This window comes from Pseudomonas sp. D47, assembly GCF_045447305.1.
Lineage (GTDB): Bacteria > Pseudomonadota > Gammaproteobacteria > Pseudomonadales > Pseudomonadaceae > Aquipseudomonas.
The window spans coordinates 106,541-124,521 of sequence record NZ_JBJGXU010000006.1; the positions used below are offsets into that span (position 1 = coordinate 106,541).

The 17,981-nt window shown below is 59.7% G+C and carries 23 protein-coding genes; 15 read left to right on the forward strand and 8 right to left on the reverse strand.

Features of this window, described 5'->3' with window-relative positions:
* Window positions 1–93: 93 nt before the first annotated feature.
* From ACI77I_RS07055 to recX, 11 genes are all read left to right on the forward strand, one after another.
* Entirely contained in the window at window positions 94–666 is a 573-nt protein-coding gene (locus tag ACI77I_RS07055; protein WP_263274623.1) for a phage tail assembly protein, read from the forward strand.
* A complete protein-coding gene (locus tag ACI77I_RS07060; RefSeq protein WP_017844653.1) occupies window positions 663–788 on the forward strand; it encodes a hypothetical protein in 126 nt (41 codons plus the stop codon). Before ACI77I_RS07055 ends, ACI77I_RS07060 begins: the two co-directional genes overlap by 4 nt.
* 5 nt (window positions 789–793) lie before the next feature.
* Complete coding sequence (locus ACI77I_RS07065; RefSeq protein WP_406997217.1) at window positions 794–2,563, forward strand: phage tail tape measure protein; 1,770 nt, start codon at window positions 794–796, stop codon at window positions 2,561–2,563.
* Complete coding sequence (locus ACI77I_RS07070; RefSeq protein WP_083359879.1) at window positions 2,563–2,946, forward strand: phage tail protein; 384 nt, start codon at window positions 2,563–2,565, stop codon at window positions 2,944–2,946. The genes ACI77I_RS07065 and ACI77I_RS07070 overlap by 1 nt, the downstream gene beginning before the upstream one ends.
* Window positions 2,939–3,151: a tail protein X gene (locus ACI77I_RS07075; RefSeq protein WP_083359878.1), complete on the forward strand. Its 213-nt coding sequence runs from the start codon at window positions 2,939–2,941 to the stop codon at window positions 3,149–3,151. Before ACI77I_RS07070 ends, ACI77I_RS07075 begins: the two co-directional genes overlap by 8 nt.
* A gap of 9 nt (window positions 3,152–3,160) precedes the next feature.
* Window positions 3,161–4,171, forward strand: a complete 1,011-nt coding sequence (locus tag ACI77I_RS07080) for a phage late control D family protein (protein WP_406997218.1) — start codon at window positions 3,161–3,163, stop codon at window positions 4,169–4,171.
* 21 nt (window positions 4,172–4,192) lie between these two features.
* Window positions 4,193–4,750, forward strand: coding sequence for a glycoside hydrolase family 19 protein (locus ACI77I_RS07085; RefSeq protein WP_406997219.1), 558 nt, complete (start codon window positions 4,193–4,195; stop codon window positions 4,748–4,750).
* Window positions 4,738–5,238 (forward strand): lysis system i-spanin subunit Rz, encoded by a 501-nt coding sequence (locus ACI77I_RS07090; protein ID WP_406997220.1) that lies wholly within the window; start codon window positions 4,738–4,740, stop codon window positions 5,236–5,238. The genes ACI77I_RS07085 and ACI77I_RS07090 overlap by 13 nt, the downstream gene beginning before the upstream one ends.
* A gap of 82 nt (window positions 5,239–5,320) precedes the next feature.
* Complete coding sequence (locus tag ACI77I_RS07095) at window positions 5,321–5,821, forward strand: CinA family protein (protein ID WP_094949921.1); 501 nt, start codon at window positions 5,321–5,323, stop codon at window positions 5,819–5,821.
* Window positions 5,822–5,904: 83 nt separating this feature from the next.
* Complete coding sequence (gene recA, locus ACI77I_RS07100) at window positions 5,905–6,963, forward strand: recombinase RecA (RefSeq protein WP_094949922.1); 1,059 nt, start codon at window positions 5,905–5,907, stop codon at window positions 6,961–6,963.
* A gap of 8 nt (window positions 6,964–6,971) precedes the next feature.
* Window positions 6,972–7,439 (forward strand): recombination regulator RecX, encoded by a 468-nt coding sequence (gene recX, locus ACI77I_RS07105; RefSeq protein ID WP_242154700.1) that lies wholly within the window; start codon window positions 6,972–6,974, stop codon window positions 7,437–7,439.
* A gap of 149 nt (window positions 7,440–7,588) precedes the next feature.
* Here the strand turns inward: recX and ACI77I_RS07110 are convergent, their stop codons facing one another.
* Complete coding sequence (locus tag ACI77I_RS07110; protein WP_094949924.1) at window positions 7,589–8,701, reverse strand: TIGR00730 family Rossman fold protein; 1,113 nt, start codon at window positions 8,699–8,701, stop codon at window positions 7,589–7,591.
* Window positions 8,702–9,077: 376 nt separating this feature from the next.
* Window positions 9,078–9,518 (reverse strand): PA3611 family quorum-sensing-regulated virulence factor, encoded by a 441-nt coding sequence (locus ACI77I_RS07115; RefSeq protein ID WP_094949925.1) that lies wholly within the window; start codon window positions 9,516–9,518, stop codon window positions 9,078–9,080.
* A gap of 199 nt (window positions 9,519–9,717) precedes the next feature.
* Between ACI77I_RS07115 and ACI77I_RS07120 the strand changes: the two genes are divergently transcribed.
* The 3 genes from ACI77I_RS07120 (at window position 9,718) to ACI77I_RS07130 (ending at window position 11,778) form a co-directional block, all read left to right on the forward strand.
* Window positions 9,718–10,437: a tRNA-uridine aminocarboxypropyltransferase gene (locus ACI77I_RS07120; RefSeq protein WP_242154702.1), complete on the forward strand. Its 720-nt coding sequence runs from the start codon at window positions 9,718–9,720 to the stop codon at window positions 10,435–10,437.
* Window positions 10,438–10,689: 252 nt separating this feature from the next.
* On the forward strand, window positions 10,690–11,340 hold the full coding sequence (gene erdR / locus ACI77I_RS07125) for a response regulator transcription factor ErdR (RefSeq protein WP_094949926.1): 651 nt from the start codon (window positions 10,690–10,692) through the stop codon (window positions 11,338–11,340).
* 75 nt (window positions 11,341–11,415) lie between these two features.
* On the forward strand, window positions 11,416–11,778 hold the full coding sequence (locus tag ACI77I_RS07130; RefSeq protein ID WP_094949927.1) for a diacylglycerol kinase: 363 nt from the start codon (window positions 11,416–11,418) through the stop codon (window positions 11,776–11,778).
* Window positions 11,779–11,781: 3 nt separating this feature from the next.
* Here the strand turns inward: ACI77I_RS07130 and ACI77I_RS07135 are convergent, their stop codons facing one another.
* Window positions 11,782–12,708: a LysR family transcriptional regulator gene (locus tag ACI77I_RS07135; RefSeq protein ID WP_169368331.1), complete on the reverse strand. Its 927-nt coding sequence runs from the start codon at window positions 12,706–12,708 to the stop codon at window positions 11,782–11,784.
* A 124-nt stretch (window positions 12,709–12,832) separates the two neighbouring features.
* On the opposite strand from ACI77I_RS07135, the gene fpr reads away from it, so the two are divergent.
* Window positions 12,833–13,612, forward strand: coding sequence for a ferredoxin-NADP reductase (fpr, locus tag ACI77I_RS07140; protein ID WP_003189055.1), 780 nt, complete (start codon window positions 12,833–12,835; stop codon window positions 13,610–13,612).
* A 149-nt stretch (window positions 13,613–13,761) separates the two neighbouring features.
* Here the strand turns inward: fpr and tsaA are convergent, their stop codons facing one another.
* From tsaA to rimO, 5 genes are all read right to left on the reverse strand, one after another.
* On the reverse strand, window positions 13,762–14,457 hold the full coding sequence (tsaA, locus tag ACI77I_RS07145; RefSeq protein ID WP_094949929.1) for a tRNA (N6-threonylcarbamoyladenosine(37)-N6)-methyltransferase TrmO: 696 nt from the start codon (window positions 14,455–14,457) through the stop codon (window positions 13,762–13,764).
* Between the two features lie 3 nt (window positions 14,458–14,460).
* Entirely contained in the window at window positions 14,461–14,922 is a 462-nt protein-coding gene (locus tag ACI77I_RS07150) for a DUF1456 family protein (protein WP_083359865.1), read from the reverse strand.
* A 68-nt stretch (window positions 14,923–14,990) separates the two neighbouring features.
* Window positions 14,991–15,701 carry an rRNA pseudouridine synthase gene (locus ACI77I_RS07155; RefSeq protein WP_094949930.1) on the reverse strand — a complete coding sequence of 237 codons (711 nt, stop codon included), beginning with the start codon at window positions 15,699–15,701 and terminating at the stop codon, window positions 14,991–14,993.
* A gap of 131 nt (window positions 15,702–15,832) precedes the next feature.
* Window positions 15,833–16,321 (reverse strand): GNAT family N-acetyltransferase, encoded by a 489-nt coding sequence (locus ACI77I_RS07160; protein WP_242154705.1) that lies wholly within the window; start codon window positions 16,319–16,321, stop codon window positions 15,833–15,835.
* 111 nt (window positions 16,322–16,432) lie between these two features.
* A complete protein-coding gene (rimO, locus tag ACI77I_RS07165) occupies window positions 16,433–17,773 on the reverse strand; it encodes a 30S ribosomal protein S12 methylthiotransferase RimO (RefSeq protein ID WP_406979108.1) in 1,341 nt (446 codons plus the stop codon).
* Window positions 17,774–17,981 lie beyond the last annotated feature (208 nt).

The window sequence follows — 17,981 nt, forward strand, 5'->3', positions numbered from 1 at the left end:
TGTACCGAGGTGATGCCATCGCAGGCAAGCCAGCTCCCACATTGACCGTGCTCGCCCTGAGATTTTCAAACACGCACTACAAGGAATTGCCCCATGGCCTGGATGCCACCGCTGCATAGCCTGCTGTCTCCGATCACCGCCGACACCGGCGCGACGATCCAGCAGGTTCAACTCAAGCCGCTGTACTACGCCGCGCAAAAAGCTGCGCTGGCCCGGGCCGGTGATGACGAGGACGACCAGTTTTTTGAACTGGCGAAACTTGCCACCGGCCTGTCGGAAAAAGAGCTCGACCAGCTCAAGCGCCCGGACTACGTGAGCATCGCCCAGTACGTGCATGAAATGTCGACGCGCCCTGCGTCGTTCTTTCTGGATGCGCGCGAAGAAGCGTCCCACGACCAGCCGGTCCAACTGCTCCTGCCCCTCGACGCTGCTGGCCGCTCGCTGACCGAACTGCCCCTGGAAATGCCCGCCCTGCGCGCCACCAAAGTGATGAAAAAACTCGCCACCAACAAAGAGCGTGCCGAGTTCATTACCGCTCACTGCACCGGCTTGATGATCCCTGACCTCGCCGGCCTGACCGTGCCCGATTGGACGGAATTGCAGGAGCGTATCGACGATTTTTTAAATCAACCGGCGGACTTCTTTCGGCGCGCGACATCGAAGTGATCCTCGATGTGGTGCCGCTGATTTACTCGGTCAATGAGGCGGAAATCCTCGACTGGGACGCCGGCAAAGCATTGCGCCGCTACGACATTGCGATCACTCGCCTTGGCGTTAAACAGGAGTAAGCGGGATGCAAAATAAGTATTCGCTCGCGAATGCCATGGCCAAGGATGGTCGTGAGATTTTCGCAGGCGCAGACGGCGCAAATGATGCCGAGATTGTTAATCCGGGTGCTCTAGGGCCTGAAAGCACCGAGGGTACAGCGCCGCTGTCCGGGATGGTTCTGGCGCTAACCAATGCAGACTTGAAGCTGAACGAGCTCGCCCAGTCTTTGGGCATATTGCGTGAGAACGTGGATTCCCTCGGCACCTCTCTATCCTTGCTAAAGGCGGCTGATACGCAGCCGTTGAAAACGCAGGCGCACGCCGAAACCACGAAGGTTGCTGAAGTTAAGTCGACCCAGTCTGATGATCGGCGTCTGACCCGTGAAGCCATGACAGTGGGCACTGGGCGAGCGCTGGACCCGGTCGCAGCCCTTCAGTATTCGAATGCCAATCTTTCGTTTGAAACAACGAAGACGTCGGAAAAGTCGATAACGGTTTTGCGAGAGGAATCCACCGCAAGCGAAAAACGCCTTTCCAGCACACTGGAGCCTGCGCCGATTTGGGGAGAGAGCCTGTGGCTCAAGGCCAAGACAGGCATCGTCGAGAGTACCAATAGCTTTGTAGAAGACTCTCCGGCTGCCGCCAGCACTCTCAAAACGACTGGGGCCGTTGTTTCCTCCGTAGTTACGCCTGTGATTTCTGAGTTTTTTTCGGGGTTGGGAGAAACGATCAAAACCCGGGTGACCGGTAATGTGGTCGACGCGACGCTTGGCAGGATCCCCGGAATTGGCAAACTCTTCAAAGACGGTGGCTACGATAAAGACCAAGAAAAGGGCGCAGAGCAAAGCAAGGGCCAGTGCCAGCAGTGTTGCAGCCCGGCTGCGGCCTCTCTCGGTACCCTGGGAGCGCTTGACGCACCGTCCGCGCAGTTGCCTGAGAGCGTGGGCGAGACCGCCAGGGAGAAAGAAAAAGCGCGCCCCAAACGCCGTTCGAAAGGGCCGCGCGGCAAGCGCAACAAGAGCCGTCAACAAGGATCACGTGAGATTAAAACCAGCGTGGTCAGAAAGTCAGCGGATCTTAAGTCGCAACGTTCTGCCCCAGCAGCCAAGGTCTCGCCCCCGATCAACGTCATGGGCCAGCCGCAGCTGCCGTTCGACAGCAAACGGGTGAGCCAGGCCTCGCCCCGGCTTCCCGGCAATTCGTTTGCTTCCCCTGCCGCATCTTCAACGGCCCGCCCCAGGGTTCGCGGTGCGAGCAAAAGCATGGCAGCTGGGTTGTCGGGTGTGCTTGCCAAACTGGAGTCAGCCGGCGCCCGTCGTCTCGGCCCACTGAAATACGTCGACACTGCGGTGGATGTGATCCAGGGCGTACGCAACGGCGACGCAAAAGCTGTCGGTTCAGGCCTGAGCTCAGCCGGTGGCGCCTGGGCCGGAGCCTCCGCAGGCGCCGCTATCGGCACCCTGGTTTTCCCGGGTGTCGGCACTGCGGTCGGTGGCGCCATTGGCGGCTTGCTCGGCAGTGAAGCGGGCGCCTGGCTCGGTGACAAATTGTTCAGCTCAAGCGATCGCTTGCCTGCACCCGCAGCAGTGAGCAAAGAGCTCAACAGTGCGCGCACAGACAACGTGCAAGTCACCCTCGCCCCCAGCATCCAGATTACGGGCGTCAACCCCGCCGATGCCCAGCAAGTCGTCAACCAAGTGATCCAGGCCCTGCAATTCCAATGCATGCCGATGCTCACCGACAGCCTGGGGATCCGGCGCAACGTGGCACTGGCCGATCCTTCAGGAGGTGATTGATGCGACAACAAATGGTCCTCGGCGACTTTATCTTTGGCTTGTCCCGAGGCTTTGCCTATTCGTCGCTGATACGTACCAGCGACGGCGGCTGGAGTGACCTGGCGATTATTGCCAGCAAGTCTCAGTCGCGGCAGAGCGGCCAGAAGCTGGAAAAACTCACGTTCAGCGGCATGGCCATGTACGCCATCGGTATGCAGCGCCTGGACGAATTGCGTGCGCTGCAAAATGCGCGGGCGCCATTGCCTCTGGTCGATGGCATTGGCCGTAACTGGGGCCTCTGGCGGATTAATTCGGTGACGGAAACCCAGAGCAATGTGATCGACGACGGCACCGCCATGCTCATGGCCTGGACTATGGAACTAGAGGAATTCGTCAATGCGTAGAGTACGTAGTATTGCCGGTGATTCGGTCAACCTGTTGCTCTACCGCGAGCTGGGGCGTTGCGATGACGCGGCGGAAGAAACCCTCTGGCGTCACAACCCGTTACTGGCCGAATACGGTCCGGTACTGCCCGCCGGCGTGTGGGTGATTGTGCCTGAAATGCAAGCGCGGCCTGCTGCCGTGCGACCTGTTCTGGCCTGGGATTAAGGAGGCTGCATGGCACAGGGATTCACACCGATCGTGGAGTTTTACGGCGCCAACGCGGCGCTGCTCAATCAACGCCTGATGCACTGGAGCCACACTGACGCTGCCGGCATTAAGGCGGATCGGCTGGAACTGACGCTTAATATTGAAGGGCTGGAAGGTTTGCCCACCCTGAGCGGCAAGATCGGCCTGCGTGCTGGTTATCTGGAGTCGGGGTTGGTGGAAAAGGGCGAGTTTGTCGTCACCCAACGTACCCCGGTGCTGTTTCCCATGCGCTTGATGATCGTGGCCACCGCCGCGCCCTTCAGTGTGGTTGATGCAACGGGTTACCGTCAGCGTCGATCCGCCAGTTACGGTCCGACAACGCTGGGCGCGCTGTTTCGCCAGTTGGTCAGTCCTCACGGCTTTTCACCACGTGTGGCACCCGCGCTGGAGGGTATTGCGATCCCGCATATAGACCAGTCCAACGAAAGTGATATGGCGTTCATTTCGCGCCTGGCCAAACTCTACTCTGCGGTCACCAAACCGTTTAACGAGCTCTATGTGTTGGCCGAAGCCGGCCGAGCCAATTCGCTCTCCGGCCAGCTACTGCCGGAGGTGAAGCTGTCCGTGACGGAAGACAACCGCCCCGGTGAACAGAGCTTCATTACTGCCAAACTCGACGAAACGTCCCGCGCGAAATACGAGGGTTGCCGCACCAGTTGGTGGGATGCCGGCGCTGGTAAACAGCGTGTGGTCCAGGTGGGGAACGCGCCGTTCAAAACCTTGCGCCAACGCTACCAGAACGCAGCCGAAGCGCGCGCCGTTGCCGAAGGCGAACTCCGTCGTGTGGGGCGTGAAACATTGAAGTTGCTGATCGATTGTCCGGGCAATCCATTGTTGGCCGCCGAAGGGCTGTTAGTGCTGGATGAGAGCTGGCCATCCTATATGCAGGGGCGATGGTCGATAGACCAGGTGGTTCATGTCGGCGATCCAGCGACGGGCTACCGCAGTTCGATCACGGCGTATGGGTTGTCGACATAGAGGTTTTTGAGGGTAAAACCAATGGTGATAACACTCCCCCAGTTGCTTGGCGTTATGCCGGATGCCCGCCTTAGAGCGGGCTTTTTTTTAACACCCTTAAATGTGGCGTTCGTTCGTTTCGAGATAGACCGTGCAAAGCGCATCGCCGCCTTCCTCGCCCAGATCGGTCATGAATCCGGCCAGCTGCGCTACGTTCGCGAGCTGGGCAGCGATCAATACCTGAGCAAATACGACACCGGCACCCTGGCTGCCCGCCTGGGCAATACCCCCGAAGCGGACGAAGACGGCCAGATGTATCGGGGCAGGGGGCTGATCCAGATCACCGGGCGTCGTAACTACCTCGCCTGCAGCCTGACGCTGTTTGATGATGATCGCCTGCTGCGCCAGCCCGAGCTGCTGGAGCAACCGCAGTGGGCGTGTGAGTCCGCTGCGTGGTTCTGGCAGAGCAACGGTTTGAATGAGCTTGCTGACAGGGACCAGTTCACCACCATTACCCGGCGCATCAACGGTGGGCTCAATGGCCTGGAGGACCGTTTGCAGCTGTGGGCACGGGCGAAAGCGCTGTTATGCGCCTCCTAGAGGTGGGCCGTTGGGTGGGTGTTTTCCTGCTGATGGCGGTGGCATGGCAGGTGCAGGCTTGGCGTTATGGTGCCCAGCTTGAGCAGCAATCGGTCGAGCATGCCCAGGCACTCAGCCAGCAACGCGAAGTGGACGTGCATCAACAACAGGCAGAACACGACAAACGGCTGGCTCTGGAGCAACAACTCAGCGCAAGCGACCAACAACATGCTCGGGAGTTGAGCGATGCCCAGCATAACCAAGCTGCTCTGCGCGACCGCCTGGCCACTGCTGATGTGCGCTTGTCAGTCCTACTCGACGCCACCGACCCCGCCATTGGCTGCCCTGTGTCAACCTCCACCACCCCCGGCGGCGTGGTTCATGCAACCGCGCGAGCCCGACTTGACCCGGCGCATGCTCAACGAATTATCGCCATCACCGACGACGGTGATAGCGCCCTGATCGCCTTGCGTGCCTGCCAGGCGTATGTACGCGCCGTCGGGCGTTAGCATCTTGATCCAGTCTGTGGCTTGCGCGCGCGATTTGCTCCTGTAGGGTAGGCAAATCCCCCGCCGACTTCTGGAGACGACTGTGAAGGAAATCACTCAACTGGCCGCTGAATTGGGGCGCCGCTTGCAGGTGCTCAATGCCCACGTCACCACCGCCGAGTCTTGCACCGGGGGCGGTATCGCTGAAGCCATCACGCGGATACCGGGCAGTTCGGCCTGGTTCGAGGCGGGGTATGTCACTTACTCCAATCGGCAGAAGACCCGGCAATTGAATGTGCCGGAGGCGTTATTCCCCAAAGTCGGCGCCGTCAGCCAGGAAGTGGTCGAGGCGATGGTGCGGGGCGCGCAGGAAAAAAGCCTGTCGCGCTATGCCGTGGCGGTCAGCGGCGTGGCGGGGCCCGATGGGGGGTCGCCGGACAAACCGGTCGGCACCGTGTGGCTGGCCTTTGGTGTGGGCGAGGAAGTGACGGCGGAGCTGGCGCACTTCCCCGGCAACCGTGACGAGGTCCGCCGACAAACGGTAAAAGCCGCGTTAGAGGGCTTGTTGCGACGAGCTGCAGCAGAAATAGAAAATCAGGGGTAGGCGATCTTCGATCTTTGTGGAACAATACTGTCTACTTATACAGGTGTTGGCCGTCAGGCCTTATTGATTACGTGAGGACTTTAATGGACGACAACAAGAAGAAAGCCTTGGCTGCGGCCCTGGGTCAGATCGAACGTCAATTCGGCAAGGGTGCCGTAATGCGTATGGGCGATCACGACCGTCAGGCGATCCCGGCTATTTCCACTGGCTCTCTGGGTCTGGACATTGCGCTCGGCATTGGCGGCCTGCCAAAAGGCCGTATCGTTGAAATCTACGGCCCTGAATCTTCCGGTAAAACCACCCTGACCCTGTCGGTGATTGCCCAGGCTCAAAAAATGGGCGCCACCTGCGCGTTCGTCGACGCCGAGCACGCCCTCGACCCTGAATACGCCGGCAAGCTGGGCGTCAACGTTGACGACCTGCTGGTTTCCCAGCCGGACACCGGCGAGCAAGCCCTGGAAATCACCGACATGCTGGTGCGCTCCAACGCCATCGACGTGATCGTGGTCGACTCCGTGGCCGCCCTGGTACCCAAGGCTGAAATCGAAGGCGAAATGGGTGACATGCACGTGGGCCTGCAAGCCCGTCTGATGTCCCAAGCGCTGCGTAAAATCACCGGTAACATCAAGAACGCCAACTGCCTGGTGATCTTCATTAACCAGATCCGTATGAAGATCGGCGTGATGTTCGGCAGCCCGGAAACCACCACCGGTGGTAACGCGCTGAAGTTCTACGCTTCGGTCCGTCTGGACATCCGCCGTACTGGCGCGGTTAAAGAAGGTGACGAGGTTGTTGGTAGCGAAACCCGCGTTAAAGTCGTGAAGAACAAAGTGGCCCCGCCATTCCGTCAGGCTGAGTTCCAGATTCTCTACGGCAAGGGTATTTACCTGAACGGCGAGATGATCGACCTTGGCGTGCTGCACGGTTTCGTCGAGAAGTCCGGTGCCTGGTATGCCTACAACGGTAGCAAGATCGGTCAGGGCAAGGCCAACTCGGCCAAGTTCCTGGCGGATAACCCGGATATCGCTGCCACGCTTGAGAAGCAGATCCGCGACAAGCTGTTGACCCCAGCCCCTGACGTGAAAGCTGCAGCCAACCGCGAGCCGGTTGAAGAAGTAGCAGAAGCCGACACTGACATCTGAAGCAAACGATGACTGTTGTACTGGATACACTCGTCGCCGTCCGGCGCACTGCAATGGACCTGCTCGCTCGACGCGAGCATGGTCGAGTCGAGCTGACGCGTAAACTGCGTCAGCGCGGCGCAGAGCCCGAGATGATCGACACTGCCCTCGACCGCTTGACGGAAGAAGGGCTGCTGTCGGAAGCCCGTTACCTCGAAAGCTTTGTTTCCTACCGAGCGCGCTCCGGCTATGGCCCGGCGCGAATTCGCGAAGAGCTGAGCCAGCGCGGCCTGCAACGCGTCGATATTGATCTCGCCCTGCGTGAGTGCGGTATCAGTTGGCAGTCGCAGCTCGAAGACACTTGGCGCCGCAAGTTTGCCGGCCATCTGCCGATTGATGCCAGGGAGCGTGCGAAGCAAGGTCGCTTTCTGAGTTATCGCGGGTTTTCGATGGAGATGATCAGCCGCCTATTAAGTGGCCGAGACATGGACGACTGACCGGGACGATAGGCGAGCTTTTGTGGCGAGGGAGCTTGCTCCCGCTGGGCTGCGTAGCAGCCCCATTCGCTTCACTGTAAGGTCACCTGAAACACCACAAAAAAGGCCCACTATGAAAATAGTGGGCCTTTTTTTTTGCCTTCAAAAAGTCACGCTGGCTCGGGCGTCACTCGCTGCTGGGTCTTCCCTTGAGCCTGCGCCCAGTTCTCCGGCAAGTTGATGTAATCCACCAATTCCCGCAGACGGCCCTGATCACGCCCATTGAAGTTGAACACCAACCGCGTCAAATGGCCGAACCTCGGCTCATCATGTTCTTCGCCCGTATACGCCTGCTGTTGGAACTCCCCACTCAGGCGCAGGCTGGCAAACTCGCTCTGCAAGTGGGCCAGGGCACGCTCGCTGAGCGGGTGATTCATGCGCACCACAAACTCGCGCTTCAACCAGCGGGTGGAGTGGAAGTTGGCGTAGAACTGGTTGATCTCGTCCACCGCCTCTTCAGCGCTGTACACCAGGCGGACCAGCTTGAGGTCGGTGGGCAGGATGTAGCGATTGGCTTCCAGCTGGCTGCGGATAAAGTCCAAAGCGCCTTGCCAGAAACCGCCGCCCGGAGCATCCAGCAGTACCACCGGCACCAGCGGGCTTTTGCCGGTCTGGATCAAGGTGAGGACTTCCAGCGCTTCATCCAGCGTGCCAAAACCGCCCGGGCACAGCACCAATGCATCGGCTTCCTTGACGAAGAACAGCTTGCGGGTGAAGAAGAAGTGGAAGGACAGCAGGTTCTCAGTGCCATCAATGGTCGGGTTGGCGTGCTGTTCAAACGGCAGGGTGATGTTGAACCCCAGGCTGTGTTCCAGGCCTGCGCCTTCGTGGGCTGCCGCCATGATGCCGCCGCCGCCGCCGGTGATCACCATCAGCTCTGATTGCGCCAACTTGGCGCCGACTTCCCGGGCCAGGGCGTACAGCGGGCTTTCGACCGGCGTTCGCGCCGAGCCGAATACCGTCACCTTGCGGCGGTCCTTGAACTGTTCCAGTACGCGGAAGGCATTGTCCAGTTCGCGGATCGCCTGCAAGGTGATTTTCGCGTTCCAGCGGTTGCGGTCGTCCTGGGCCATGCGCAGAACGGTGAGGATCATGTCGCGATAAAGGGGGATATTCGAGCTGTTGGGAGCGATCAGCTGGAGTTGCGCATCGACCTGCTGTGTGAGGTCGGCCCCGTGTTCTTCAAAATGACGGAGCAGGTGGTCATTCGATTCGTAAGGCATTCAACTTCTCCTTCTTCACAGAGCCAGGGCCATCGACGAGAATTCGTCTGCGGCCGCGACACTGCGTGTGTCGCTGCATGCCGAAGGCTTGCACGGTGTTCGCCGAGCGGCAAAGCGGGCTCTGTATGTTCCTTGTGATTTGGAAACCTTTGCACTGCAAGTCGCAGGAGGGCAACCCTCTTTTGCCCTGAAAATGTTACAGAACGGCGTGGAAAACGCGGTGGAAGGGCTGCCGAGATAACGTGATCATGAGCCGAAAAACCCTTGGCTGGCAACCGGTTATTGGCAACACATCAGGCAGTTTAGTTGTTGGCAGGCAGAGGCAGCGAGGGAAGTGCGCGCCACTGGACAGCAGCGCGCGACGGTCGAGCAAACGTTACTTTTTCTTCTTGGCTGCCGCAGGTGCCGGGCAATCCGCTTCTACAAACTTGACCGACGCCACCGGGCGGTTGGTCTTGTTCTCGGTGATTTCGTAGCGCATCACTGCGCCCTTGGCCATCAATTCGCGGTAACCCTTGTTCAGGCACACGCTTTGACCCAGTTGGAAGTACACGGCCTTGGGGTTGGCGCGCATCTGTTCAGCGCGGTCGGGCTGTACGCTGAGGTGGTCGATCAGCTGCATGCCTTCAACGGTGTAGGCAACTTCCAGGGTTTTTTCGTCGATTTCCCGGGGTAGGTCCTTGTTGCTTTCAGCCGCGACGCTTTGCAGCTTGCGGTTCATTTGGGCCTCCAGCAGCGAGGCCGCGTGGGCGCCCATAGGCAATACCAACGCAAGGGCGACGGATGGGGCAACAACGCGCAGCATGGAACGCAGCATGAAACTCTCCTGATTCGGTTACTGGTGCATAGACCAGCCACTGCGCTGTGCGTTCAGTGGCGCGCAATTATAGGTGAGCCCTTGCCACTACAGCCAGGCGTATCGCTCGGAAGTGCGGATGGCTCTGGTAAACTGCGGCCACTTAAAGCCTGCCTCGAGTTTCTTCAGTGTCGATTTCCCCTTTCACGGGTTGTACCCGATGAGCCACGCCGTCTCCCGTTTGCGTACTCAGCGCCTGGCGCGGGCCGTGCGGCCTTTTCTCAACCGTGGTTCGCGCGCCGAACGCTGCCCCGGCTGTCGGGTGATTCCCGAGTACTGCCTGTGTGCCTGGCGGCCGAAGGTAGAGGCGCGCTCGGCCATGTGCCTGCTGATGCACGATGTTGAGCCGATGAAACCGAGCAATACCGGCTGGCTGATCGCCGATGTGATCGAAGACACCACCGCGTTCGCCTGGTCGCGCACTGAGGTCGACCCCGAACTGTTGACCTTGCTGGCCGACCCGCAATGGCAGCCCTATATCGTGTTCCCCGGCGAATTCGTCGCGCCTGAGCGGGTCGTCGGCGAAGTCACGGCGGCGGCGGGCAAGCGCCCACTGTTTATCCTGCTGGACGGCACTTGGAGCGAAGCGCGCAAGATGTTCCGCAAAAGCCCCTACCTGGAACACTTGCCGGTGTTGAGCCTGGCGCCCGAGCAGCTGTCGCGCTATAAGCTGCGCCGCTCCAAACGTGATGACCATTTCTGCACCGCCGAAGTCGCGGCGCTGTGCCTGGAGCTGGCCAGTGACCAAGCCGCCAGTGAAGTGCTGGATGCCTACCTCGACGTCTTCAGCACCCATTACCTGGCTGCTAAGTTCCAGTTACCGCTGGACCCGACGGACATCGTCCATACTCGCCTTGCACCCTATATTCCGGTGCTATAACCACACGACGTTTGCATGATGGCACCGTAAACCCGCGCGCCGCTAAAATGCCCACGGGCGTAGTGCTTGACCCTCTAGGCTACGCTGGGCATGCTGGGCGCCGATTGGGGCGTAACCGTGAATTTTCAGCGTCGTTGCAGGTGTTTTTGACGTTGAGCATGCCCTGTGGTGATGGCTGCCTGGCCGTTACCTTGTGTACTGGCGAACCCTGAACCCATCAGGGCTGCCATAAAAAACAGGATCATTTAATCAATGGCCACATACGAAATCCTGATAGCCGATGACCACCCGCTGTTTCGCAGCGCGCTGCATCAGGCCGTAACCCTGGGCCTTGGGCCGGACGTGCGCCTGGTCGAAGTGGCCAGCATTGCCGAGCTGGAAACCCGCCTCACCGAAAAATCCGACTGGGACCTGGTGCTGCTCGACCTGAACATGCCCGGCGCCTACGGTTTTTCCGGGCTGGTGCTGTTGCGCGGGCAATACCCGCAGATCCCGGTGGTGATGGTCTCGGCCCAGGAAGACGCTGACGTGGTGGTGCGCTCCAAGGAGTTTGGCGCCAGCGGGTTTATTCCCAAGTCCAGCTCAATGGAAGCGATCCAGAACGCCGTGCGTACCGTGCTGGATGGCGACGTGTCCTGGCCGCCGCAGGCGTTTGAAGAAATCAACGTGTCCGACGAAGCCAAGGCCGCCCGTGATGGCCTCGCCAGCCTGACGCCCCAGCAGTTTCGGGTGCTGACCATGGTCTGCGAAGGCTTGCTGAACAAGCAGATTGCCTACGAACTGAGCGTGTCAGAAGCGACCATCAAGGCCCACGTAACAGCGATCTTCCGCAAGCTGGGCGTACGGACGCGCACTCAGGCGGCGCTGCTCTTGCAACAACTTGAGTCAATTTCGCAGCATTAAGTTGTTACTGATTCACGCTTTTTTGACTTTGCGTGATCTAGTTTCCCCACTCCTTTGGTTCAGTTGCCTACATCTATGTCGCCTTTCAAGGGTCAAACCGGTATCAAACGTATCTTCAATGCAGGGGGCTATTCCCTGGATGGCCTGCGTGCGGCTTTCACTGGCGAGGCGGCTTTCCGTCAGTTGGTGTTGCTCAACGTGATCCTGATCCCGCTGAGCTTTTTCCTGCACGTCAGCCGGGTCGAGCGCGCTTTGCTGATCGCGGTGTGCCTGTTGGCCTTGATCGTCGAGTTGCTCAATTCGGCGGTGGAAGCGGCCATCGACCGGATTTCCCTCGACCTGCACCCACTGTCGAAAAACGCCAAGGACATGGGCAGCGCCGCGCAATTCGTCGCGCTGACCATGATCACCCTGGTGTGGGCCGTGATTCTGATCTGAGGATCAGGCGATGCTCGGCAGCACGATCTCGTCGCTGCGCTGAACCCCGGCGGTGAAGGCGCGGCACAGCTCCAGAAACTCGCGCATCGCCGAGGTCTGGTACTTCTGCTTGTGCCAGATGAAGTAGAACTGTCGCGCCAGGTCCAGGTCCGGGGTTTCCACCGGTACCAAGCTGCCACGGCGGAACGCATCGCGCAGCGCTAGCCTGGAAATACAGCCAATCCCCAACCCCGATTCCACGGCACGTTTGATCGCCTCGGTGTGCTCCAGCTCGAGGCGGATATTCAGCGCGCTGCGGTGATGCCGCATGGCCTGGTCAAAGGTCAGGCGCGTGCCGGAACCTTGCTCGCGCAGGATCCACGCTTCGTGGGTCAGCTCTTCCATGGTCGCCACGCCGCGCTTGGCCAAGTGATGCTGCGGTGCGCAAAACACCACCAGTTCGTCTTCCACCCAGGTTTGCACCTCGATGTCCGGGTGGCTGCAGTCGCCTTCGATTAGACCCAAGTCAATTTCGTAGTGCGCCACTTGGTGCACGATATGTGCAGTGTTCTGCACATGCAGCTTCACCTGGCTTTCGGGGTGCTGCTGCATAAAGCTGCCGATCAGCAGCGTCGCCAAGTAATTGCCGATGGTCAGGGTGGCGCCGACCGCCAGGGAACCGAAGCCGGACTTGCCGTTAAGCAGGTCTTCGATCTCCTTGGCCTGGTCCAGCAGCGCCACGGCCTGGGGCAACAGCTGATGGCCGAGGGCGTTGAGGCTAAGGCGTTTGCCCGCGCGGTCGAATAATTGGCAGCTGGATTGACGCTCCAGCTCGGTAATCGAGGTGCTGGCGGCGGATTGAGATAAGGCCAGAAGGCCAGCAGCGCGGGAGACGCTTTCCTGCTGGGCGACGGCGACGAAGACTTGCAGTTGACGGAGAGTAAATCGCATATCGATATAACCGATAACCCTTATCTTAATAATCCAGTTAACAGATATTGTCGCCGCCATTAGAATGCTGTGCAATTGCGCACTTCAATTTTGGCGCAGACCCATTTCCAGGAGTTCCCCGTACATGAGCAACATGAACCACGAGCGTGTCCTCAGTGTTCATCACTGGAACGACACTCTGTTCAGCTTCAAGTGCACCCGCGACCCGGGCTTGCGCTTCGAGAACGGTCAGTTCGTGATGATCGGCCTGCAACAGCCTAATGGCCGCCCGCTCATGCGCGCTTACTCCATTGCCAGCCCGAACTGGGAAGAGCATCTGGAGTTCTTCAGCATCAAGGTGCCCGATGGCCCGCTGACTTCCCAATTGCAGCACTTGAAGGAAGGCGACGAGATCATCATCAGCAAAAAACCGACAGGCACCTTGGTGCTTGACGATTTGAAGCCGGGCAAACACCTGTACCTGCTCAGCACGGGTACTGGCCTCGCTCCATTCATGAGCGTGATCCAGGACCCGGAAACCTACGAGCGTTTCGAAAAAGTGATCCTGTGCCATGGCGTGCGTTACGTCAACGAAGTCGCCTACCGCGAATTCATCACCGAGCACCTGCCGCAGAACGAGTTCTTCGGCGAGGCCCTGCGTGACAAGTTGATCTACTACCCGACCGTGACCCGCGAGCCGTTCGAAAACGAAGGCCGCCTGACCGACCTGATGCGCAGCGGCAAGCTGTTCAGCGACATCGGCCTGCCACCGATCAACCCTGAGGACGACCGCGCCATGCTGTGCGGCAGCCCAAGCATGTTGGACGAAACCAGCGAAGTGTTGAACAGCTTCGGCCTGAAAGTTTCGCCCCGTATGCGTGAGCCGGGTGATTATCTGATCGAGCGTGCGTTCGTCGAGAAATAACCGCCGATCCAAATGAATGTGGGAGCTGGCTTGTGTGGGAGCTGGCTTGCCTGCGATAGCGTCACCTCGGTTCTACTGAATGACCGAGGTGTCTGCATCGTAGGCAAGCCAGCTCCCAGACAAGCAGCTCCCACATTTGTTTTCGACGTTTACTTGGCCGGAATGACTTCCAGCACGCAAATCATCCCGGCTTCCGGATAGTGCCACCGCACATCCACATCCCAGAACTGCGCACCATATTCACGCTCCGGCCCCGGCGTTTGATACGCCGGCCGTGGATCCTGCGCCAGACACTGTTCGATCAACGCCACCAATGGTTCGTCAAGGCGCTGCGCATGGCCCTGTGCCTGTTGCAGGGCGGTCTTCAGCCACTGCACAGGAATCAGCTGTGGCGCACTGTTGGCGATGCTGTTGGTGGCGGTGTCAATGATGTCTGCGTACGGCACATACGGCTTGATATCCAGCACTGGCGTGCCATCCAGCAGGTCAATCCCGGAAATCCACAGCCGCCCCGGCTCGACCTTGTCCAGCTTGACCACTGACTGGCCAATGCCGTTGGGCCGATGAGTGGCGCGGGTGGCAAACACGCCCATGGACGTGTTGCCGCCCAACCGTGGCGGCCGCACTTTCAAGCGTGGTTTGTCTTCCAAGGCCTGGTGGAACAGAAACAGCAACCACACATGGCTGACCTGCTCCAGGCCCTGCACCGCCTCACCTTGGTCGAACGGCGCCACCAGTTCCAGCACGCCACGGGCGGCCGGTGCCAGTTGGGGCTGGCGTGGGATGGCGAACTTCTCCTTGAAGCAGGAGCGCACGAAACCGACGGGCGAGACGTGGTAACTCATGGCTTACGCACGAACCCGCAGGGTCAGGCCCTTGAGGAAGTTACGCAGCAACTGGTCGCCACAGGTGCGGTAGTTGGTGTGGCCGAACTTGCGGAACAGTGCGCTCAGCTCAGGCTTGGACACTGGGAACTCGGCAGCCTTGAGGATCGCGTGCATGTCGTCTTCCTTCAGTTCGAAGGCCACGCGCAGCTTCTTGAGGATGATGTTGTTGGTCACCGGGGTTTCGATTGGCTGTGGCGCACGGCTTTCGTCTTTGCCGCGCTTGAAGATCACCAGGCCATCGAGGAAGTGGGCCATGACGTCATCCGGGCAGAACACAAAGCCTTCTTCCTCGTCTTTCTTGAGGTAAGTCAGCAGGTCTTCCTTGGTCACGTCCATGCCGCCGAGCTTGATGATCTCGACCATCTTGTTGTCGCTGATGTCGAGCATGTAGCGCACGCTACGCAGTACGTCGTTGTGAATCATGGTGGGCAATCCTGGTATTCAACTGAAGACACCGCCTAATCAGGCGGTGTCGAGAAAAGGGGAACGGCTTAGAACTTCTCTTTGCCGGACAGGTAACGCCATTGGCCGACCGGCACTTTGCCGATGGACACCCCGCCAATGCGGATGCGGCGGATGGCGATGACTTTCAAGCCGACGGCTTCGCAGAACAGGGCAATCACGCCCGGTTGCGGGTTCTTCATCGCAAAGCGCAGGCGGTTTTCGTTCTGCCAGCTAGCCTTTACGGCCGGCAGCTCTTTACCTTTGTAGGTCAGGCCGTGGTTCAGGCGATTGAGGCCGTGGGCAACCATGTCGCCTTCAACCTCCACCACGTATTCCTGCTCGATCTTGGCGGCATCGGCGGTCAACTTGCGCAGAATCTTCCAGTCCTGGGTGAACACCAGCAGGCCGCTGGCCTTGGCTTGCAGGTCGGCACTGGCGGTCAGGCGCAGGAAGTGGCCTTTAAGCGGGCGTTTGCTGAAGCGGTGTTCTTCGGACAAGGTTTCTGCGCTGATCGAGGCCATCGCCGTTTCGGCATCCACACCCACCGGCGCGTGCAGCAGAATGGTTACCGACTCCGGCGCAGTGGCTTTCGCCTCTGGGTCCAGCTCGACCTTCTGGGTGGTGACCTTGAACTGCGGCTCGTCGATCACTTCTCCGTCCACCGAGACCCAGCCGCCTTCGATAAACAGCTCAGCCTCCCGACGGGAGCAACCGACCAGTTCGATAAGGCGTTTGGAGAGGCGTATGGGGTCAGTCATGACAAGGGCCGTAACAAAAGGGGGCGGCTATTGTACCTGCCTGGCGCCGGTTAATCCCGGCCCTATTTCAGCAGGGTGGCTTTTTGTGGGCGCTGGCTTGCCTGCGATGGCATCACCTCGGTCGACCTGAGCTACCGCGTCGCCCGCATCGCAGGCAAGCCAGCTCCCACAGATGTGCGCAAACGCATATGCAGCAGCGGGTACGGCTGGCCCAGGCCGTCGTGCTCCGCGCGGCCGATTACCTCGAAGCCCTGCTTGAAGTAAAAGCCCAGGGCCTGCGGGTTCTGTTCATTGACGTCTAGCTGGTCGGCGTTCATGTGCTCGATCGCATAACGCAGCAGTTGCCGGCCCAGGCCCTGGCCGCGGTGCTGCGGGTCGATAAACAGCATTTCGACTTTGCCCGCTGCCACCCCAGCAAACCCGGTGATGCGTTGGCGTGCGTCCTTGGTGCAGATCAGCATCACCGAATCCAGGTAACGCGTCAGCACCAGCTCTTTGAGCAGGACGATGTAGCTGTCCGGCAAGAAATCGTGGGTTGCCCGCACCGAGTCTTCCCAGAGTTGCGCCAAGTGCGCGAAGTCGCTGATTTTGGGTGTGTGGATGACCGAAAGCTGACGCATGCCCGCTGCCCCTTGCCTAGATCTTCGCCAATGGGCAAACGATAGACCTAAAAAAGCCCCGCATCTTGTCCAGAGGCGGGGCTTTTATATTTTTTTACACGCCAGTGACGATCAGTCGCGCTTTTGCGCCCACAGGTCGTATTCGTCAGCGTCAGTTACCGTGCACCAGACCTTGTCGCCCGGCTTCAGACCGCTGGCATCGTCGATAAACACGTTACCGTCGATCTCCGGCGCATCGAAGAAGCAGCGGCCTACGGCGCCTTGCTCGTCGACTTCGTCGATCAGCACTTCGATCTCCCGACCAATGCGCAGTTGCAGGCGTGCCGAGCTGATGGCCTGTTGGTGTGCCATGAAACGCTCCCAACGGTCTTGCTTGACGTCGTCCGCAACGACGGCAGCGTCCAGCAGGTTAGCCGGAGCGCCTTCGACCGGCGAGTACTGGAAGCAACCGACACGGTCCAGTTGCGCTTCGGTCAGCCAGTCCAGCAGGTACTGGAAGTCTTCTTCGGTCTCGCCAGGGAAGCCGACGATGAAGGTGGAGCGGATGATCAGGTCCGGGCAGATCTCGCGCCAGTTCTTGATACGCGCCAGGGTCTTGTCTTCGAAGGCCGGGCGTTTCATGGCCTTGAGGATTTTCGGGCTGGCGTGCTGGAACGGGATGTCCAAGTACGGCAGAATCTTGCCGGCGGCCATCAACGGGATCAGCTCGTCCACGTGCGGGTACGGGTAAACGTAGTGCAGGCGCACCCACACGCCCAGGCTGCTCAAGGCTTCGCAGAGTTCGGTCATGCGGGTTTTCACCGGCGCGCCGTTCCAGAAACCGGTGCGGTACTTCACGTCGACGCCGTAGGCGCTGGTGTCCTGGGAGATCACCAACAGCTCTTTCACGCCGGATTTAACCAGGCGCTGAGCCTCGTCCAGCACATCACCCACCGGGCGGCTGACCAGCTTGCCGCGCATCGACGGGATGATGCAGAAGCTGCAGCTGTGGTTGCAGCCTTCGGAAATTTTCAGGTACGCGTAGTGGCGCGGCGTCAGCTTGATGCCTTGCGGCGGCACCAGGTCGATCAGCGGGTTGTGGTCCTGGCGCGGCGGCACCACTTGGTGCACGGCATTGACCACCTGCTCGTACTGCTGCGGGCCGGTCACGGCCAGTACGCTTGGGTGCACGTTGCGGATAGCGCCTTCTTCCACGCCCATGCAGCCGGTGACGATGACCTTGCCGTTTTCCTTGATGGCTTCGCCAATCACTTCCAGCGACTCAGCCTTGGCCGAGTCGATGAAGCCACAGGTGTTGACCACCACCACGTCGGCGTCCTGGTACGTGGACACGACGTCATAGCCTTCCATACGCAATTGCGTGAGGATGCGCTCGGAGTCGACCAGAGCCTTTGGGCAACCCAGAGATACAAAGCCGACCTTGGGGTTGGCTTTTGCGATGGTGGTGGACATGTCTAACCTCGGTATTGAATGACGCCGCCGGCTAGAAGGGCAGGGCAGCGGATGGGCACTTGGTGTGCCTCTGATCAAAAAGTGCGCAATTCTAGCGACGGGCAACGCACTTGACCAGCTTTATGCAGGGAAATGCGACGAGTGCTGCGCTATGCTTCGCGCCGTTGCGCACGGGTAAAACCCTTGGGTCAATAAAACGTCTGTTACG

What these genes read in the sequence shown, in the direction of transcription:
- ACI77I_RS07085 (WP_406997219.1), top strand. Translation starts at nt 4,193, where the DNA reads ATGGTGATAACACTCCCCCAGTTGCTTGGCGTTATGCCGGATGCCCGC.
- ACI77I_RS07070 (WP_083359879.1), top strand. Translation starts at nt 2,563, where the DNA reads ATGCGACAACAAATGGTCCTCGGCGACTTTATCTTTGGCTTGTCCCGA.
- tsaA (WP_094949929.1), bottom strand. Translation starts at nt 14,457, where the DNA reads ATGAGTTACCACGTCTCGCCCGTCGGTTTCGTGCGCTCCTGCTTCAAG.
- ACI77I_RS07155 (WP_094949930.1), bottom strand. Translation starts at nt 15,701, where the DNA reads ATGACTGACCCCATACGCCTCTCCAAACGCCTTATCGAACTGGTCGGT.
- ACI77I_RS07150 (WP_083359865.1), bottom strand. Translation starts at nt 14,922, where the DNA reads ATGATTCACAACGACGTACTGCGTAGCGTGCGCTACATGCTCGACATC.
- fpr (WP_003189055.1), top strand. Translation starts at nt 12,833, where the DNA reads ATGAGCAACATGAACCACGAGCGTGTCCTCAGTGTTCATCACTGGAAC.
- recX (WP_242154700.1), top strand. Translation starts at nt 6,972, where the DNA reads ATGACTGTTGTACTGGATACACTCGTCGCCGTCCGGCGCACTGCAATG.
- ACI77I_RS07135 (WP_169368331.1), bottom strand. Translation starts at nt 12,708, where the DNA reads ATGCGATTTACTCTCCGTCAACTGCAAGTCTTCGTCGCCGTCGCCCAG.
- ACI77I_RS07090 (WP_406997220.1), top strand. Translation starts at nt 4,738, where the DNA reads ATGCGCCTCCTAGAGGTGGGCCGTTGGGTGGGTGTTTTCCTGCTGATG.
- ACI77I_RS07160 (WP_242154705.1), bottom strand. Translation starts at nt 16,321, where the DNA reads ATGCGTCAGCTTTCGGTCATCCACACACCCAAAATCAGCGACTTCGCG.
- ACI77I_RS07110 (WP_094949924.1), bottom strand. Translation starts at nt 8,701, where the DNA reads ATGCCTTACGAATCGAATGACCACCTGCTCCGTCATTTTGAAGAACAC.
- erdR (WP_094949926.1), top strand. Translation starts at nt 10,690, where the DNA reads ATGGCCACATACGAAATCCTGATAGCCGATGACCACCCGCTGTTTCGC.
- ACI77I_RS07055 (WP_263274623.1), top strand. Translation starts at nt 94, where the DNA reads ATGGCCTGGATGCCACCGCTGCATAGCCTGCTGTCTCCGATCACCGCC.
- ACI77I_RS07075 (WP_083359878.1), top strand. Translation starts at nt 2,939, where the DNA reads ATGCGTAGAGTACGTAGTATTGCCGGTGATTCGGTCAACCTGTTGCTC.
- ACI77I_RS07080 (WP_406997218.1), top strand. Translation starts at nt 3,161, where the DNA reads ATGGCACAGGGATTCACACCGATCGTGGAGTTTTACGGCGCCAACGCG.
- ACI77I_RS07115 (WP_094949925.1), bottom strand. Translation starts at nt 9,518, where the DNA reads ATGCTGCGTTCCATGCTGCGCGTTGTTGCCCCATCCGTCGCCCTTGCG.
- ACI77I_RS07065 (WP_406997217.1), top strand. Translation starts at nt 794, where the DNA reads ATGCAAAATAAGTATTCGCTCGCGAATGCCATGGCCAAGGATGGTCGT.
- recA (WP_094949922.1), top strand. Translation starts at nt 5,905, where the DNA reads ATGGACGACAACAAGAAGAAAGCCTTGGCTGCGGCCCTGGGTCAGATC.
- rimO (WP_406979108.1), bottom strand. Translation starts at nt 17,773, where the DNA reads ATGTCCACCACCATCGCAAAAGCCAACCCCAAGGTCGGCTTTGTATCT.
- ACI77I_RS07130 (WP_094949927.1), top strand. Translation starts at nt 11,416, where the DNA reads ATGTCGCCTTTCAAGGGTCAAACCGGTATCAAACGTATCTTCAATGCA.
- ACI77I_RS07120 (WP_242154702.1), top strand. Translation starts at nt 9,718, where the DNA reads ATGAGCCACGCCGTCTCCCGTTTGCGTACTCAGCGCCTGGCGCGGGCC.